The following is a 17,896-nucleotide window of genomic DNA, read 5'->3' as shown; positions in this document are numbered from 1 at the left end:
ATCAGATGTCCGTCTCGGCCAGAGACAACAGGCCGGCATTGCCACCGGCCGAGGTCGTGTCGATACTGACCGTGCGTTCGGTTACGAAGCGCATCAGGAAGTGCGGACCGCCGGCTTTTGGCCCTGTCCCCGACAGCCCCTCGCCACCGAACGGCTGAGACCCCACCACGGCACCGATCATCGAGCGATTGACGTAAAGGTTGCCGACGCGGGCCGATGCCGCCACGATATCGGCTGTCGCCTTTATGCGGCTGTGCAGGCCCATGGTCAGGCCGTAGCCCTTGGCATTGATGCGCGCCACGACGTCTGGCAGTTCACCCGCCTTCCACGTCGCGACATGCAAAAGCGGCCCAAACCATTCCTGCCCCAGATCATCGAGGCTGCGTAACCGGATCAAGGTAGGCGCGACGAAGGTACCGGCACTGTCGGGCACATTCAGGGTGTGAATCCAATCCGCTCGAACCGACTGGCGGTAAGCTTCCAGCCGGTCGCGCGCCGCGGCATCGATTACGGGACCTACATCTGTACGGACATTCGATGGATCCCCCATGACCAGCGCGTCCACGGCGCCTGCCAACATGGTCAGCACGGTTTCGGCGATGTCTTCCTGAAGCAGCAACAGGCGAAGCGCCGAACACCGTTGTCCGGCACTGCGGAAGGCTGAGGTCACGACGTCGGCGACGACCTGCTCGGGCAAGGCTGAAGAATCCACGATCATCGCGTTCAGACCGCCGGTTTCGGCGATCAGGGGCACGATAGGGCGATTGTCATCCTTGAGCAGGTTGCGCGCAATCGTCCGCGCGGTCGGCATGGACCCGGTAAAGGCCACCCCATTGACCTGAAGGTTTGAAACGAGCGCGTCGCCCACCTCTACGCCCCCCGGGAGGAAGTGCAGGATGTCGGACGGAATGCCGGCTTGATGCGCCAGTTCGACAGCCCGGAACGCGATCAGCGGGGTCTGCGGTGCTGGCTTGGCCACCACGGCGTTGCCCGCGACCAAGGCCGCCGTCACTTGGCCCAGGAAGATGGCCAGCGGGAAGTTCCACGGCGAGATGCAGGCAAAGACGCCACGGCCCACCAGGCGCAGTTCATTGCTTTCACCTGTCGGGCCTGGCAGAAATTCGGACCGGAGGGTAGCGCGCGCCTGCACGGCATAGTACCGGCAAAAATCGACGGCTTCGCGGACTTCAGCCACGGCATCGCCGACCGTCTTGCCCGCTTCGAGCACGGCCAGCCGCATCAGTTCCAGCCGGTGAGTTTCAAGCAAATCCCCCAGCCTGTCGAGGCAGTCGGCGCGCTCAGACACAGGACGGGCGTTCCAGGCCGGGGCTGCCGCCGCAGCCGAGGCGATGGCCCGGCGTACGTCATAAGGCACGGCTTCAATCACAGAGCCCACAACCACATCCGGATCGGCCGGACTGCGCACCGCAACCGCGTCACCGGTCACGCGCTGCCCGGTGACAATGGCCGCCGCCTGGACCGGCAGGCCGTCAATCGAGCGCATCGCGTTCATAACGACGGACAAGGTTTCGGCGTCATTCAGGTCGAGACCCGACGAATTGCACCGACCGGGAAAGAGGTCAGCAGGCGCCGAAATAGCCGGGTGGGAACGGCCCCCGACGTTACGAATATGGGTGGCGGGATCGGCCAAGAGCGTATCCTCCGAAAGGCTGGTGTCGGCAAGTTGATGTACGAATGAGCTATTGGCGCCGTTTTCCAACAGACGCCGCACAAGATAGGCCAGAAGTTCGCGGTGACCGCCGACCGGCGCATAGGTCCGGCAATGGAACCCCTCCTGACGGACCAGACGTTCATGCAGACCTTCGCCCATGCCATGAAGGCGTTGGAATTCGAAATCGCGACGTGGGCCCACCCAATCAATCAAGGTGGCGACGGTCAAAGCGTTGTGACCGGCAAAGGCGGGGAAGATGTGCGAGGCGTCAAGCATATCGCGCGCACAGGCGAGGTAGGAAACGTCGGTCGCGGCCTTGCGGGTAAACACAGGATAGCCGCTCAGGCCTTCGACCTGGGCGCGCTTGATTTCGCTGTCCCAGTAGGCCCCCTTGACTAGCCGGACCATGAGGCGATTGCCGGTGGCCGCCCCTAAAGCTTGAGCCCATGAGATCACGGGCCGCGCCCGTTTGCCATAGGCCTGGACCGCCATGCCGAACCCATCCCATCCGGCCAGTTCCGGATCGCGGGCAACGCCTTCGATGATATCGAGGGACATGATCAGCCGCTCGGTTTCTTCGGCATCGATGGTCAGGCCAACGCCGAGACCTGCCGCCTGGCGGGCCAGTTGGCGGACGATTTCGGTGAGTTCGGGCACGCAAGTCCTGGCATGGGCGACTTCATAGCGCGGGTGGAGCGCCGACAGCTTGACCGAAATATTGTGGCCTTTTCCGCCATCGCCCTTGCCCACGGCGGCGACCGCATTGGCGTAGGACTGGTAGTAGCGGTCGGCGTCGGCGAAGGTGCGGGCCGATTCCCCCAGCATATCGAAGCTGGCGTTGAAGCCTTCGTTTTCCGGGCGAGCGGCGCGGCCCAGCGCCTCTTCTATTGTCCGCCCCATGACGAAGACGGAGCCCATCATGCGCATCGCGGTGGCCACCCCGGCACGAACAAAAGGCTCCCCTGCCCGCGCCAGCAGGCGTTTCAGGACGCCGCCGTCCGTATCGGCCACAAGAGCCCGGGTGAGCACCAGGCCAAAGGTCGCAGCATTGACCAGCGTCGATGACGATTGCCCCGCATGTGCGCGCCAGTCGGCGTCACCCAACTTGTCGCGGATCAGCTGATCGGCGGTGCCGGTGTCCGGCACACGCAGATAGGCTTCGGCGAGGGACAAAAGCGCTATCCCCTCCTGGGTATTGAGGCGGTATTCATGCAGAAAGCGGTTGATCCAGCCGGTGTCCTGCGCCGCGCGCAAATCATTCAGGATCAGGCGCGCCTGGGTCAGGACGCGGTCGCGTCCGTCGGCGTCGAGGGTCGCCGCCGGCAACAGGCCGTCCAGGACCTCGGCCTCATCGGCCCGAAACAGCGCCGCCATCTGCGAGCGGGCGAAGGTGAGCGTGCCTTCCATCTTCATTGACAGTCTCTCCCATAGTTATTTATCCTGTATATGCGCAGATTAACCGAATGTGCTTGGTATTTGCGACGTATTATCCGAATAATATTCGCCAAAAGGCGAAAATTTTTGAGGAATATTTTCATGTTGGACGACACGGACCGGCGCCTGTTGCGCCTGCTTCAGGCCGATGGGCGCATTACCAATCAAGCCTTGGCGGAAGCCTGCCACATCTCCGCTGCTGCCTGCTTCGACCGGGTAAAACGCCTGAGACACAAAGGCTATATACTCGGGACCATGGCGGTTCTGGACCCGGTCAAGCTGGACAGGGCCCTGCTGATTTTCGTCGAGGTACTGCTTGACCGGACGACCGGCGACCTGTTTGAAGAGTTTGCCCGCGCGGTGAACCGGCATCCGGAAATCATGGAGTGCCATATGGTTGCCGGCGGCTTCGACTATCTGATCAAGGCCCGCGTCAAGGACATGGCGGCCTATCGCAACTTCCTAGGCGATACCCTCGTCAGCCTGCCCGGCGTGCGCGAGACGCGGACCTATGCCGTCTTGGAAGAAGTCAAGAATACCTTGTCATTGCCGGTATAGACTATTGCGGCACGGTTGGGCGACGCTTGGCCCGAAAACGGGAGTGTTCGGCCTAATTTCCGGCTGTGCCCGGCAAACTGTAGCGCTAGAACGGGGCATGGACCCGAAACCCGCGAAATATACCCCGAAATCCGAAGACGACGTCATCGACCTCGTCACCCGCTTTCCATTCGCCTGGATCGTTTCCAGCGACGGCGCATTCAACGCCACCCCCTTGCCGATACGGCCGCACCTCGCCGACGGCCGCCTGGTCGCTCTCATCGGGCATTTTGGCCGCAACAACCCGCAAGTCGAACGGCTACGCGCCCATCCCCGCGCCCACCTGCTGTTCACGGGCCCGCACGGTTATATATCGCCCTCTTGGCTAAGCGACCGCACGCAGGCACCGACCTGGAACTATGCCAGCGCGACCTTCGCCTGCGACATTCACCTGATCGAGGATGCCTCCGGCATCGAAACCCTGCTGCGTGATCTCATCGACACTCAGGAAGCCGGGCGCGAGCAGGCCTGGTCGCTGGACGATATGGGCGAGCGCGCAGCGCGCCTGGCGCGCGGCGTTATCGGTTTCCGGGCGGATATTGTCGATAGCCAGGCGTCGTTCAAGCTCGGGCAGGACGAAGTCGACCGCGAATATCGCGAAATCCTGACAGCCCTGGATCGTGACGGCGAAACCGACCTTGCCGACGCCATGCGGCGGCAAAATCCACATCGGTAAGACTCAAGCCGCCGTAATTTTTGCCAAATGGCTGAAATACTGGCTGGGCGGTGTGCCAAAAGCGCGCTGGAACATGGTGCCGAAGGCGCTGGGGCTATTATAGCCCACTTCGTACGCAACCGCGGTCACTGATTTACCTGACGCCAGCATGGATACGGCTTCGGCCAGTCGCACCTGCTGACGCCACTCCGAAAAACTGATGCCGGTTTCCCGCCGGAAGGCGCGCGTAAAGGTGCGACGCCCCATACAGGCCACGTCTGCCCAATGGTCCAGATCATCTTCGCTGGCCGGATCGGCCATAATGGCACGGCAGATCCGCACCAGACGCGGGTCCATGGGCATGGGAATGTTGAGCGCCGATGCGGGATGCTCAACCGCCTCGGCGATCTCATCCAAAATCAACGCCATGATGCGCGCTTCGCGGCCATTGAGGCTGTATTCTATGGGCAGGTTGCCCGCTTCGATAATCAGCTCGCGCAGCAGCGGCGATATTTTCAGACTTTGGCACTGTTTGGGCAAGCGTGCGTCGGCGTCCGGTTCGACATAGAGCGTCCGCAACGAGACATGGCCCCGGCAATGGGCTTCATGGCGCACACCCGCCGGCATCCACACGCCACGTTGCGGCGGAATGGTGAAGCTGACCTCGTCGGTTATGACCGACATCACGCCCGCCGTGGCATACAGCAACTGTGCCCGCTCGTGACTGTGCGGCGGATCAACGTAGTCCGGGGCATACTCGTCGATCAGCACCCCGATGGGGCGGTTGACCCGTTGATAGTCCTCACCATGCGTGCTGCGTATCACCATGTGGCCCGTTATAGAGGATTTAGGCTCCATTCGCTGTAGCGCGCCAGTCACAGCGTCGATAAAAATGATCGAGAAGGTGGTCCGAGAAGACTGGGCCGGGGAAGACGGGGGACCGGGAAGATGGAGCAACGTTCCATCGGATCCTTGTAGCGGTGCAGCATTACAGTCCCTGCGGATCGTTTCGTGACCTTTCGCCCCGTCCGGCCTTCGCTGAATATCACCAGGAGCCACCCGATGCGCGCCAGACTGTTTGCCAGAAAATCGATCGAATCCCTTCAGGCGGAAGAGCATCCATTGCACAAGACCCTAGGCGGGTTTCAGCTGATGCTTCTGGGCATCGGCTGCATCGTCGGCGCCGGCGTCTATGTCATGACGGGCACGGCGGCAGCGCATTTCGCGGGACCCGCCGTCATGCTGTCCTTTTTACTGGCTGCTGCGGCCTGCGGCTTGACGGGACTGTGCTATGCGGAGTTGGCCTCGACCATTCCCGTATCCGGATCGTCCTACACCTATGCCTATGCTACCTTGGGCCAGGTCGCGGCCTGGGCGCTGAGCTGGCTTCTCATGCTCGAATATGGCTTGGCCGGCTCTGCCCTGGCCGTCGGCTTTTCCAGCTATCTGGTAAGTCTGCTCAATGACTTTGGCGTGCACGTGCCGATGTGGCTATCGACACCGTCTGTGCTATCCAGCGTGGTGGCCGGACGCACCCGCTTTTTCTTGAGCGGCGGCGTCAACGCCATCGCGGTCGTAGCCCTTCTCGTCAGCGCGGTCATTCTGTCGTTGGGGGTGTCGAAATCAACGCTTGCCACGGCGGTGCTGGTCTTCATCAAGGTCTCCGTTCTCGTCGCCTTTGTCGTGGTAGGCTGCGGCGCGGTAAATCCCGCCAACTGGCACCCATTCATTCCGGCCAATGAAGGCGGCTTCGCCTTCGGTTGGCCCGGTATTCTTCGCGGCGCCTCGATCCTGTTTTTCGCCTATCTCGGCTTTGAAACCGTCTCCACCGCCGCCAGCGAAACCCGCAACCCGCAAAAAAACATGCCCATAGGTATATTGGGGGCTCTTGTGGTCTGCACGGGCCTGTATATCAGCGTAGCCGCAGTCCTGACCGGTATCGTGCCCTACAAAGCTTTGGGCGTGGCCGATCCCATCGCCGTGGCCGTCGACCGTATAGGCCAGCCCGCCTTTGCGTTGATTATCAAGATCGGCGCCCTGACCGGCCTCGCCTCGGTTCTGCTCGTCAACGGTTATGGCCACTCGCGCATATGCTATGCCATGGGCCGCGACGGCCTTATTCCCCCGATGTTCGCCAAGGTGCACCCGGGCCTCAAGACCCCCATCTGGGGCACAGTGACCGTAAGTGTGATTTCCGCCATCATCGCCGCGTTCCTGCCCATATCGGTTCTGGGCGACATGGTGAGCTTCGGCACCGCCCTCGCCTTTTCGATTGTCGCCTTCAGTCTGATCTGGCTGCGCAATCATCGGCCCGACCTGCCGCGTCCGTTCCGCGTGCCGTTCGGTGGCTTCTGGGTTGGCAAGACCTGGATTGGCTACGTACCCTTGCTGGCCATCATACTTTGTCTCGGCATGGTCGTGCCCGTAGGCATGGACATCATAGCCCAGGCATCGCGCGGTGACGTTCTGCCTGCCATCTTCATTGGCTTGTATCTATTGGCCGGCGTTCTGATCTACGCCGTCTATGGCTATCACCATGCGCACCAGACAGATGCCTGAAAATGCGCGTTCCGTCTATGGCAAGGATTTCTCAATGAGCTTAGCGAAACCGATCCTGCTTGTTGGCGCCGGAGCGCTGGGATCATCGATTCTGAAGGGGTTCCGCATCGCCGGTCATGTGGCGCCATCCGATATGATGATCCTTGACCTCAAGCCGGGTGACGAAGCGCAGGCCTATGCGGCCGATGGTGCGCGGCTCAATCCGCAGCCGGACGTATGGATCGAGGCGAAAACCATCATCCTGGCGGTCAAGCCGCAAGGGTGGCATGCGGTGGCCCAGATCCTCAACGGAAATATCGCCGATGACGCGGCCCTGATTTCGGTCATGGCCGGGGTGACGACGGCGCAACTGGGCCAGGCCTTTGCCGGTCATCCGATCGCACGGGTCATGCCGACGACCGGCGTAGCAACAGGCAAGGGCGTAGCCAGCCTGTATGGTGCCTCCGATGCGGCCCTGGAAGCGGCGCGCGGTGTTTTCGCCCCCATGGCCCAGACGGTGGAATTCAGCGACGAAGGCCAGATCAATTCGGCAACCGCAGTGTCCGGATCGGGCCCGGCCTATGTCTACGCCTTTGTGCGGGCGCTGGAAAAGGCGGGCAAGGCGGCGGGGCTGTCGACCAGCCACGCCCGCGACCTGGCGCGCGGCACCCTGATTTCGGCGGCGCGACTGCTTGATGAAACCGGCGAGGAACCGGATGCCCTGATCAAAAAGGTCGCCTCACCCGGCGGCACGACCGAGGCGGCGCTCAATGTCCTGTGCAAACCCGGCGAAGGGCTGGATGAACTCATCGTCGCCTCCGTCGAAGCGGCGAGATCGCGGTCAGAAAGTCTGGGTTAGCCCCTTGATGCCAGATGTCCCTGGACAAGCGCTAGTTGACCCGAAAAAGACAGACGCCCTTGCATTATCGTCGCACAGTGGATGACATGCAGATCAAGATCATTCACCGCTATATAAGCCTTATATTCGCAGCCCTGTGGGCCTTTCAGGCCCTCACCGGATGCCTGATCGTGTTTCGCTGGGAGCTGGATGACGCCGGTGTCCCGGGTAAACACGTGACATTCGACCGCCACGCATTGGGCGTGCGCTTGGACGCACTGGTCTCAGAACCGGACCCTCAGGTATCATCCGTCTGGGCGGCGACAGGCCGGGCCGACCGCTTCGACATCTTTTATTCACGGGCGAAACAGGACCGGACGTTACGCGTTGATGGCCATGGCAACACCTTGCGTGACCGGGACAACGCCACCTTGTCGGACGGCAATATCTACGATCGGCTGAGCGGTCTGCATATGGCGCTTATGCTGGGCGATGCCGGCCGCGCTTTTCTGGGTCTCAGCGGACTACTGCTCTTAAGTAATCTGGCGCTTGGCCTGAAACTGGCCTGGCCGCGCGCCGGCCAGTGGCTGAAGGCGCTTCGCGCGCCGAAGGGCAAAACCGCCATGCCATTCCTGTATGGCTGGCACCGTACCCTAGGCCTGTCGCTATGTGTGCCGGCTATCTTTACGGTGACGGCGGGCGTTCTTCTGGCCTTCGATGATAGTCTTACTGACCTGTTGAAAGCGGACCTACCGCAACCGCAAACACCAAAGACAGCGTCAGAACATAGGCTCGTGCAGGCAATTGCGCCGTCCCAAGCCTTGAACACCGCCCTCGATACCTATCCGGGTGCAACACTTTCTGGATTTTCCACGCCCAAGGATGACGCGCCCTGGTACCGCGTGCGTTTACGGGCCGCCGGGGAAATGCCGCGCATTTGGGGCATGACAACCGTATATATAAGCGCTCGGAACGGCCACGTCCTCACTGCCTATGACGCCCGTCAGGCCCACAAACCGGCCAGAAAGATGCTGGACACCCTATACCCCTTGCATACGGGCCAAATCGGCGGTGTCGCGGGCCGGATTGTGCAATTGCTCATTGGGTTATGGCTTATCGCCATGATCGGTTTGGGTGTCAGCCTGTGGTGGACGCGCAAACGCCTTATGAAAAAACCGATTGCGCGATAGTTACCCACACCGGGAACAAAATGCTGCGCCGCACAAAAACATTTTACGTCCCGACCCGATTTGACACGGCTAACGGGGTAAACTGCAGCACTTTGGCCACATGCGCATAGCCATCCACTTTACGCGGCCTGATCGCAATACAAACTGTCCTCCGCAAAACATCGGGCGGAAAAAAAAGAGAGTTACAGTTTCATTACGTTAACGCGACAGTTTCTTTTCATGGGCAATTCAATAAGGAGCGGAATTGAAATGCTGACCCAACGGACTTCACTGAAGACAACTCTCACCCGGGCCATGCTGCTGGCCAGCGCGGCCTCATGTCTGGCGGGCATTGCCGTCGCCCAGGAGGACAGCGGCGTCCAGACGACCCGCGAAACCGTCGGCGGTTCCACGCTCGTCATCGTCAAATCCAAGCGCTTTGTGCCACAAGGCGCCATCTCGGCCAGCAAGACGGCTATACCCCTGATTCAGACGCCGCAATCGGTCTCGGTCATTACTCGCGACCAGATCGATCTGCTCGGCTTCACGGACCTGCAGCAGGCGGTCAGGTACACGTCCGGTGCGTTCGGTGAAAACTACGGCCCCGACCTGCGCTTTGACTTTGTCACCGTACGCGGCTTTACGCCCAAACAATATATAGACGGCTTGGCGGCGCCAATTACGACAACCATTTCCAGCGTCGGCGTCGATCTTTACGCCTTCGAGTCCGCCGATATTCTTAAAGGGCCGTCTTCGGTCCTCTACGGCAACACACCGCCGGGCGGCCTCTATAATGAAACCAGCCGACGCGCTTCCAGCAACTTTGGCGGAGAAATTCAGGCCAAGCTTGGGTCGTACGACTACAAATCGCTGGCGGGTACGGTGACGGGGGCGCTCAGCGATTCCGTTTCGGGTCGCCTGACGGCCCTCTATCTGGATCGCGGTGCCGAACGCAATGGCGTCTCGGCCAAGCGGTCGCTTTTAGCGCCGACCGCGACCTGGAAAATCAGCAGCGACACCCACCTGACCGGGCTGGCCTACTACCAATATGACGAGGTGCTGGGCGACACCAACGGCTTCCTTCCGGTCAAGGGCACGCTGGAAAGCAACCCGAACGGCGAAGTGCCGGAAAACGCCAATCTGGGCGAACCCGGATATAACAGCTACAAGCGCCGCCAGTTCGGCGTCGGCTACGACTATTCTCACAAGATCGCGGACGGATTAACCTTCTCGTCCAACGCCAAGATCAGCGATTACTACGAACACAGCCTGGTCATCTACGGCGGCTGGCTTGACGGGGATAACCGCACGGTTCACCGCTATAACTTCCCCTACGAGGAAAAAGTGGAAAGCCTGGCCATCGATAACCGGCTGGAATGGAACGCCAATATCGGCGCGGTCACGCACAAGGTTCTGGCCGGCGTCGACTATCGCAATGTCAAGAATTTCGCCCAGTACGGCTTCGCCTCGGCCAGCGATATCGACCTGTTCGCGCCGGTCTACAGCACCAACCCTTCGGCCATCGTAACCCCAGCCTGGGTGCCCTACGCCAATCAACGCCTGAAGCAGACCGGACTTTACGTCCAGGACCATATCGGTTTCGGCAAGCTGTTCCTCACAGCCGCCGGGCGCTACGATACCGATGAGATCGAACAACTGTCGAGCGGCAGCAAAACCAAGGATGATGCCTTTACCTATCGTCTCGGCGCCAACTATGTGATGGATTCAGGCTTTGCGCCTTACGTGTCCTATTCGACATCGTTCGAGCCCGTAGTGGGCACCGACACGGCGACCGGAAATGCCTTCAAGCCCTCTGAAGGCAAGCAATGGGAAGGCGGCGTGAAATACGACGGCCGCACCCTGGACAATGGCGTAAAGATCTTCGCCACGGCGGCGGTCTACGATATCAAACAGACCAATATCGTCTCCACGGTCTATTCACCGGCTTTTGCCAGCACCCAGGTCGGCGAAGCCGAGGTTAAGGGTTTCGAAGCCGAGTTCGTGGCCCGTATCAACGAACAGCTGTCGATCAACGGGTCCTATACCTACACCGACAGCAAGGTCCTCAAGAGCAACAGCCCGGCTGAAGTGGGCGGTCCTTTGCCGACCACCCCAAAGGACAAGGCATCGATCTTCGCCGACTACACGCTGAAATCCGGCAGTCTTGGCGGTCTGGGCTTCGGCCTGGGGGTCCGTTATACGTCTAAGAGCGCCGGCTCTTTTGGCGGCGGCTATTATGGCCAGCAATCCCTGCTGGTGGATACGGCCGTTCACTACGACACACCGGACTGGCGCCTGGCGCTGAATGGCAGCAATATAACCGACGTCAAATATGTGGCCCGCTGCTCCGGCGCGGTTGGCTGCACCTACGGCGCGGGCCAGAGCTGGACAGCTACGCTGACGCGTAAATTCTAACCCCATCGCCGGCGCCTCCTCCCCGAGGCGCCGGCACTTTCAAGTGCAGGACCGGCGAATGAAGAGCCTTCAAATCGTGATGTGCGGCCTCCTACTCGCAGCCTGTATGGTGCTGCCCGTGTCGACGGGCGCCCAGCCGCAAGCAGCCGGCCGCCACGGCCCACCGGGCCGCAAACCTGCCCCCTCGGCAAACACGGCCCCCATCATCCCGGACGATGGGCCGCCACCTACCGTTTCCTTCATGACGGACCGCGACCCCAGCACATATAAACCTTTGCCGCGGCAGGACTTTCTAATTGTTCACGCCACGGTTCTGGACGGCGCCGGGCATCGCTTCGACGATGCGGACGTCCTGGTACGAGACGGCAAGATTGTCGCGGTTGGATCCGGGCTTGACGGCGGCAGTGCTCGCGTCATCGACGCCCGCAACCGTTGGGTCACGCCTGGCATTGTCGATCCGCACAGTCACAACGGCACCTATTCGATGCCTTTGACGTCGATCGACAACGAATCGTCGGACGTCTCTGAGATGAGCAGCCCGATCGCCGCCGATACCTGGATCGAACACGCCATAAACAGCCAGGATGCGAGCTTCCTCTATGCCCTCAAAGGTGGCGTGACCACGCTTCAGGTCCTGCCCGGTTCGACACCCCAGATCGGCGGACGGGCGGTAACGTTACATACCATTCCCGCCCCGACCGTCGCCGCGATGAAATTTCCCGGCGCGCCTCAGGGGCTAAAAATGTCCTGCGGTGAGAACGCCAAAGGCTATTTTGGCGGCAAGGGCCAAAAGCCAACCAGCCGCCAGGGTGAAATGTCCAATCTGCGCGACATATTCTACCAGGCCGACGCCTACCGTCAGCGCTGGCGGCACTATCAGCGCGATCCGAAGGGCCCGCCGCCTGCGCGCGACCTAAAACTGGAGACCCTGGCGGCGGTTCTGGACGGTGACCTTCTCGTCAACATCCACTGCTACCGCGCCGATGACATGGCCGAGATGCAGGCGCTGGCATCCGAGTTCAAATTCAAGATTACCGCCTTTCACCATGCCGTCGAAGGGTACAAGGACCCGGACCTGTTTCGCAAAACGGGAACCTGCGCTGTTGTCTGGCCCGACTGGTGGGGCTTCAAGATGGAAGCCAATGACGGCATCCGCGAAAACGCCGCTATCCTGGATGCCGCCGGGGTCTGCGTTACCCTACACTCGGACTCGCCGGTTATCGGCCAGCACCTCAATATCGAAGCGGCCAAGGCGGCCGGGGCAGGTCGCCACATGGGGCTGGCAGAGCCGCCCGAGCATGTGATTACCTGGATCACCAGCAATCCGGCCCGGGTATTGGGCCTGCAGGACCGCATCGGCACCCTGGCGCCGGGTTACGATGCCGACATCGTCATCTGGTCAGGCAATCCGTTCAGCGTCTACGCCCAGGCCGATCTGGTCACCATCGACGGGGCCGTCGCCTATGATCGCGCCGACCCCGCCCACCAGCCCGTAAGCGACTTCCAGTTAGGCCGCAAGGCCGGAGGGACCGGCCAATGATACGCGCGTTCATATTCTGCCTGTGCCTTCTACCCGTCACCGCGTCGGCACAGGACTTCGCCATCCAACATGCCGACGCCTGGCCAATGACCGGCGTGGGCAAGGTCGCCGACGCCACCATCGTGGTAAAGGATGGACGGATCGTTTCGCTCACGGCCGGCGGTCCTGTGCCGGCGGGGCTCGCCGTTATCGACGCGCAGGGCCGAACCGTCACACCCGGCCTGATGAACGCCGCCACCCAGCTAGGGCTGGTCGAAACGGGTGCCGCATCGGAAACCAACGACCAATCGGTAAGCAATACCTCCCTTGGCGCTTCGTTCGACATTCAGTACGCCCTCAACCGCAATAGCGTCCTGTTGCCGGTGGCGCGCGCCGACGGCCTGACGCGGGCGGTCAGCTATCCGAGCTCGGCCGGTACGGCCCCCTTCATGGGCCAGGCCGCGGTGATCCACCTGAAGGAAAACGATGACATCCTGGAACGCGCCGGAGCGGCGCTCTATGTCCAGATCGGCAGCGCCTCATTGGCGGCGGCGGGCGGTTCGCGCAGCGCCCAATGGCAATTGCTGCGCAACGCGCTGACCGACGCGAGGCTCTATCGTCCCGGCAAGCCGGATCAGCCCCTGAACCGGGGCGATGCCGAAGCCTTGCAAAAGGTGTTAAACGGGCAGCGGCTAGTCATTCTCACCCAGAGGGAATCCGATATTCGTCAGGCGATCGCCCTGGCCAAGGACTTCCATCTGCGCATCGCCATAATGGGCGGGGACGAGGCTTGGCGCTGCGCGCCGGAACTGGCCGCCGCGCGTATTCCCGTGATTCTGGACCCCATGGACAACCTGCCCGTCAGCTTCGATCAAATCGGGGCGCGCCTCGACAATGCCGCGATCCTGGCCCGCGCCGGTGTGGAAATCGCGATCTATGCCTCAGGCAATACCATCTATCTCAGCTATGATGCGGGCGAGTCTATGCGGCAAGCGGCAGGCATGGCGGTCGGCAACGGCCTGCCCTACGAAGCTGCCCTGCGGGCGATTACAGCCGGTCCTGCGCGTATATTTGGCATAGATGACCACTACGGCACGCTAAGCGCCACCCAGGACGCCGACATCGTGATCTGGGATGGCGACCCGCTGGAACCGGCGACCTATCCCTGGAAGGTCTTCGTCCAAGGCCGCGAAGCCTCGCTGGAAACACGCCAGACCCTGTTGCGTGACCGGTATGCCAAACCATCGCCACTACCGAAGGTCTACACCAAATGAAGACCTTGCCGCTTTTAGCCCTCATGACGCTGTGCCTGGCCCCAGTCGCCCGTGCCCACGACGACGATCTGCCCTTACCGATGGGCAATGCGGTGGGCTGGATCGCCGACGGCAAGGGTGCGGTCGACACGGTTCGCCCCCGGCAGGCGCCGGGACAGACGCTGCCGATGAAAGCGGCCCGCCAAATTGCCTTCACGACCGACGAAGGCACATGGATGTCGCTGTCGGTCGCCCCAGATGGCCGCCATCTGGTCTTCGACATTCTGGGCGATATCTACCAACTCGACACCTCGGGCGGGACGGCCAAGCCCCTGCGCACCGGTCTGCCGTTCGAGTCGCAGCCGGTCTATTCGCCAGACGGCCAGATGATCGCCTTTATCAGCGATGCGTCGGGCGCGGACAATCTGTGGGTGATGAAGGCCGACGGCACCGCGGCCCGTCAGGTGAGCCTGGGCGAGGACGACACTGTCCTGCTGTCGCCGGAGTGGTCCCACGACGGGCAAAGCCTATATCTGGAGCGCTACCGGCCTAGCTACAATGCCTATGAACTGTGGCAATATGGGCTGGATGGCAAGGAAACGCTGATCATTCCGGTCAAGGCAAGCGCCGATCAAAGCCGTGACGCCTGGCTCAGTACGCTGGGGGCGGTGCCATCGCCGGACGGCAAATATCTCTATCTGGCGCGTCATGTCGGCAGCACCGATCCAGATCAGCGCGATGAATGGACCATTGTCAGGCGCGAGGTTGCGACGGGGGCGGAAACGACGCTGGTCGCCGAGCCCGCGGGATCCGGTCATGCGCGCAATCCGGGCGCCTCCTTCCGTCCCGTGATTTCACCGGACGGCCGATACCTCGCCTACGCAACACGGTATGATAATCAGACGGGCCTGCGCCTACGCGACCTGAGCACCGGTGTGGACCGATGGCTGGCGTTTGCGGTCACCCATGACCAAATCCAGGCCAATAGCTGGCTTGACCTTCTGCCGCGCTACGCGTTTGCGCCGGACAGCCAGTCGATCTTTATCACCGTCGGCGGCAAGATCGAGCGGATCGCGCTCGATGGCAAGGTCACACCCATTCCCTTCAGTGCCCACGTACAACTAGCCCTGGGCGCCCTGAGCCGGCAGGTTATTACCGAAGACACCGGCCCTGTTCGTGCCCATATTCTCCAGGCACCGATGGTATCGCCCGACGGGTCGCGCCTCGCGTTTTCAGCACTCGGCAAGATCTACGTCATGCCGATGTCCGGCGGCAAGCCATGCGCCCTGGCCGATGGCTGGCAGCCGTCTTGGTCGCCGGACGGTAAGACGCTGACCTTCGTAACCTGGTCGGCGCGCGCGAGCGGTGACGTCTGGACCATTCCCGCCGCCGGAGGCGCCGCAACGAAGATAAGCCCGACGACGGACTACTATACCTATCCGGTGTTCACGCCGGACGGCGCGCACATCCTTGCCCAGAGGTCGCCGCAGCGCGACCGGCTGCATCTTTATATGGAATATGGCACCCTCAGGGCGTCCACCTTGGTCAGTTTCGCCGCGACGGGCGGCGACGGTCACGATATCGCCAGCTTGGCCATGGGTCAGCGACCGACGTTTACGTCCGAAGATGGCGTCGCCTATCTGCAAACCGGCGGGGGCGTGTCCCGCATCGACCTGGCCAATGGCGCGCAAACCGATATTTTGTCGGTCACCGGTCCCGGCTGGTATTTTCAAGACGGCCCCGTCCCCGTCGATGTCGTGCGCCTCAGCCCCGATGGCAAATGGGTTGCGGCCCTTGTCGGGCAGCAGTTGCATATCGCCGCCGTGCCAACGGATGGTCGCAAGCACATAGACCTGTCCGACCCGGGAGTAAAACATCGCCGCATCACCGACGTCGGCGCAGACTTCGTCGAATGGTCGGCCGACGGCCAGTCCGTCTTTTACGCCCTGGGCAGCACCGTATATCACCGCCGCCTGAAGGATATCGCCTTCACTGAGGCCCCCGACTGGTCCGCCGATCCAGGCCATCCGGCGGCTGTGACCGCGGTCGTAACGGTTCCACGGGATGAACCCTCAAGTAAGATACTGCTGCGTGGTGGGCTGGCCCTACCCATGGATGCGCCCGCGATCCCCAATTCGGACATTCTCATTGCCGGCAATCGGATCGCCCGGATCGGACCGAGCGGCAGCTTCGACGTGCCCGCCGGAACGACCATCCGTGACGTGACCGGCAAGACGATCATGCCGGGCTTCATCGACACCCACGACCATATCGGTACGGTGCGGCGCGAGGTTCTGGATCTAGAAGACTGGGCATTGCGCGAACGCCTGGCCTATGGCGTCACGACCAGTTTCGATCCTTCGACCCTCACCATAGATGAAATCGCATATAAGGACATGCTCGATGCCGGCCTGATGACCGGACCGCGCCTGCCATCGACCGGGACGGCTATCTTTTCCTTCAACCGCTTTGCCTCCCTGGCAGAGACACGCAAGGTGCTAAGCCGCTATCGCGACGCCTATGGCCTGCACAACATCAAATCCTATCGTGCCGGCGACCGTAAGGTCCGCCAATGGATAAACATGGCGGCGATCGATCTGGGCCTCCAGCCGACCACCGAAGGAGCCCTGTCGTTCAAGCTGGATATGACCCAGGTCATGGACGGCTATTCCGGACACGAACATGCCCTGGTCACCCTGCCCGTCTACAACGATGTCATTCAGCTGATGGCGAGAAGTGGGACAAGCTATACCTCGACGCTTCAGATAACCAATGGCGGTGCGACCGGGCAAAACTACTTCATCGCGCGGGACAACCCGGCCGCTGACGGCAAGTATCGCCACTTCACGCCGCATTTCGCCCTGGCACAGATGACCACGCGGCTGGATCAATGGTTGCCCCTATCCGAATACGCCTTCCCCATCGTTGCCAGTGGTTCGGCGGCGATCCAGCGCGCGGGTGGGCTTATCGGGATTGGCGCCCATGGCAATACGCCCGGCCTCGGCTTCCACTGGGAACTGGAGGCCCATGTCATGGGCGGCATGACACCCGAAGAAGCGCTTCACGCCGGCACCTTGGGATCTGCGGAAACCATCGGGCGGCGCGGAGAGTTGGGTAGCCTGACGCCCGGCAAGTTCGCCGATCTGCTTATCCTCAACGCCGATCCGCGCACCGACATCACTCATGCGCTGGACATCAATCAGGTGATGAAGAACGGCCATCTATACGATGCGGCTGACCTTAGTCAGACCTGGCCGAACGCCGAAAAGGCCGCCACACCCTGGTTCAACGACGATATTCCACCCACGGGAGACACAAAATGAAAGCCATCCTGATCGCCGCAGGCCTGCTTATGTCCGCCACCTCGGTTATGGCGGCACCAAAGTCCGTCACCGCGCCCGCCCCGGTAAGCTCACCCGCACCAGTGCCCCGTACCCAGGTGGAAATTTACCGCATCGCGCCTGGGCAACATCAGGCGTTTCTGGAATTCATCGCCAAATGCGACAAAGCAAACGAGATGGCCGGTTTGCCCCCACGCCAGCTCTATGTCCACAGCGACGGTGCGGATTGGGATTTCATGCTGATACAACCGGCCAATGTGCCGGAAGACAAGACGGCCGCGCTCGACAAGGCCTGGGACGAACTCGGGCTGCCTTCGGGATCCAACTTCTTCTTTGAAATCCGAAAATACATTACCGAACATACCGACACGGTGACGAAAGGACCGACGACGGCGGCGGCCTATCTGGCGACGGCGGCGAAGTAGACGGATGTTTTGGCCCGTTCAAGACACTATTCGATCCGCG

12 protein-coding genes are annotated in these 17,896 nt (G+C 61.6%); 10 read left to right on the top strand and 2 right to left on the bottom strand.

Going from position 1 to position 17,896, the window contains the following annotated elements; translation table 11 throughout:
• Position 1: 1 nt before the first annotated feature.
• Positions 2 to 3,085 (bottom strand): bifunctional proline dehydrogenase/L-glutamate gamma-semialdehyde dehydrogenase PutA, encoded by a 3,084-nt coding sequence (gene putA / locus AEAC466_RS28350; RefSeq protein WP_023457152.1) that lies wholly within the window; start codon positions 3,083 to 3,085, stop codon positions 2 to 4.
• Positions 3,086 to 3,208: 123 nt separating this feature from the next.
• Here putA and AEAC466_RS28345 point away from each other — a divergent pair, with 123 nt between their 5' ends.
• Positions 3,209 to 3,664 (top strand): Lrp/AsnC ligand binding domain-containing protein, encoded by a 456-nt coding sequence (locus tag AEAC466_RS28345; protein WP_023457151.1) that lies wholly within the window; start codon positions 3,209 to 3,211, stop codon positions 3,662 to 3,664.
• A 97-nt stretch (positions 3,665 to 3,761) separates the two neighbouring features.
• Entirely contained in the window at positions 3,762 to 4,379 is a 618-nt protein-coding gene (locus tag AEAC466_RS28340) for an FMN-binding negative transcriptional regulator (protein ID WP_023457150.1), read from the top strand.
• 3 nt (positions 4,380 to 4,382) lie between these two features.
• Here the strand turns inward: AEAC466_RS28340 and AEAC466_RS28335 are convergent, their stop codons facing one another.
• A complete protein-coding gene (locus AEAC466_RS28335; RefSeq protein ID WP_023457149.1) occupies positions 4,383 to 5,186 on the bottom strand; it encodes an AraC family transcriptional regulator in 804 nt (267 codons plus the stop codon).
• A gap of 234 nt (positions 5,187 to 5,420) precedes the next feature.
• On the opposite strand from AEAC466_RS28335, the gene AEAC466_RS28330 reads away from it, so the two are divergent.
• The 8 genes from AEAC466_RS28330 to AEAC466_RS28295 all read left to right on the top strand — a co-directional run bounded on the left by AEAC466_RS28330 (position 5,421) and on the right by AEAC466_RS28295 (position 17,856).
• Positions 5,421 to 6,917: an amino acid permease gene (locus AEAC466_RS28330; protein WP_023457148.1), complete on the top strand. Its 1,497-nt coding sequence runs from the start codon at positions 5,421 to 5,423 to the stop codon at positions 6,915 to 6,917.
• Between the two features lie 34 nt (positions 6,918 to 6,951).
• The gene (gene proC / locus AEAC466_RS28325) at positions 6,952 to 7,755 is read left to right on the top strand and encodes a pyrroline-5-carboxylate reductase (protein ID WP_031238325.1); all 804 of its coding nucleotides are present in this window, start codon (positions 6,952 to 6,954) and stop codon (positions 7,753 to 7,755) included.
• 35 nt (positions 7,756 to 7,790) lie between these two features.
• Positions 7,791 to 8,924, top strand: a complete 1,134-nt coding sequence (locus AEAC466_RS28320) for a PepSY-associated TM helix domain-containing protein (RefSeq protein ID WP_162148926.1) — start codon at positions 7,791 to 7,793, stop codon at positions 8,922 to 8,924.
• A gap of 249 nt (positions 8,925 to 9,173) precedes the next feature.
• Positions 9,174 to 11,318, top strand: a complete 2,145-nt coding sequence (locus tag AEAC466_RS28315; protein WP_023457145.1) for a TonB-dependent siderophore receptor — start codon at positions 9,174 to 9,176, stop codon at positions 11,316 to 11,318.
• 58 nt (positions 11,319 to 11,376) lie between these two features.
• Positions 11,377 to 12,858 carry an amidohydrolase gene (locus AEAC466_RS28310; RefSeq protein WP_023457144.1) on the top strand — a complete coding sequence of 494 codons (1,482 nt, stop codon included), beginning with the start codon at positions 11,377 to 11,379 and terminating at the stop codon, positions 12,856 to 12,858.
• Positions 12,855 to 14,111: an amidohydrolase family protein gene (locus AEAC466_RS28305; protein WP_023457143.1), complete on the top strand. Its 1,257-nt coding sequence runs from the start codon at positions 12,855 to 12,857 to the stop codon at positions 14,109 to 14,111. Before AEAC466_RS28310 ends, AEAC466_RS28305 begins: the two co-directional genes overlap by 4 nt.
• Positions 14,108 to 17,413 (top strand): amidohydrolase family protein, encoded by a 3,306-nt coding sequence (locus AEAC466_RS28300; RefSeq protein ID WP_023457142.1) that lies wholly within the window; start codon positions 14,108 to 14,110, stop codon positions 17,411 to 17,413. Before AEAC466_RS28305 ends, AEAC466_RS28300 begins: the two co-directional genes overlap by 4 nt.
• Positions 17,410 to 17,856 (top strand): hypothetical protein, encoded by a 447-nt coding sequence (locus AEAC466_RS28295; RefSeq protein WP_023457141.1) that lies wholly within the window; start codon positions 17,410 to 17,412, stop codon positions 17,854 to 17,856. The genes AEAC466_RS28300 and AEAC466_RS28295 overlap by 4 nt, the downstream gene beginning before the upstream one ends.
• Positions 17,857 to 17,896: the final 40 nt, after the last annotated feature.

This window comes from Asticcacaulis sp. AC466 (assembly GCF_000495815.1).
GTDB lineage: Bacteria > Pseudomonadota > Alphaproteobacteria > Caulobacterales > Caulobacteraceae > Asticcacaulis.
The sequence above is the reverse complement of the archived record's forward strand: the minus strand, read 5'-3'. Positions and strand labels throughout refer to the sequence as shown.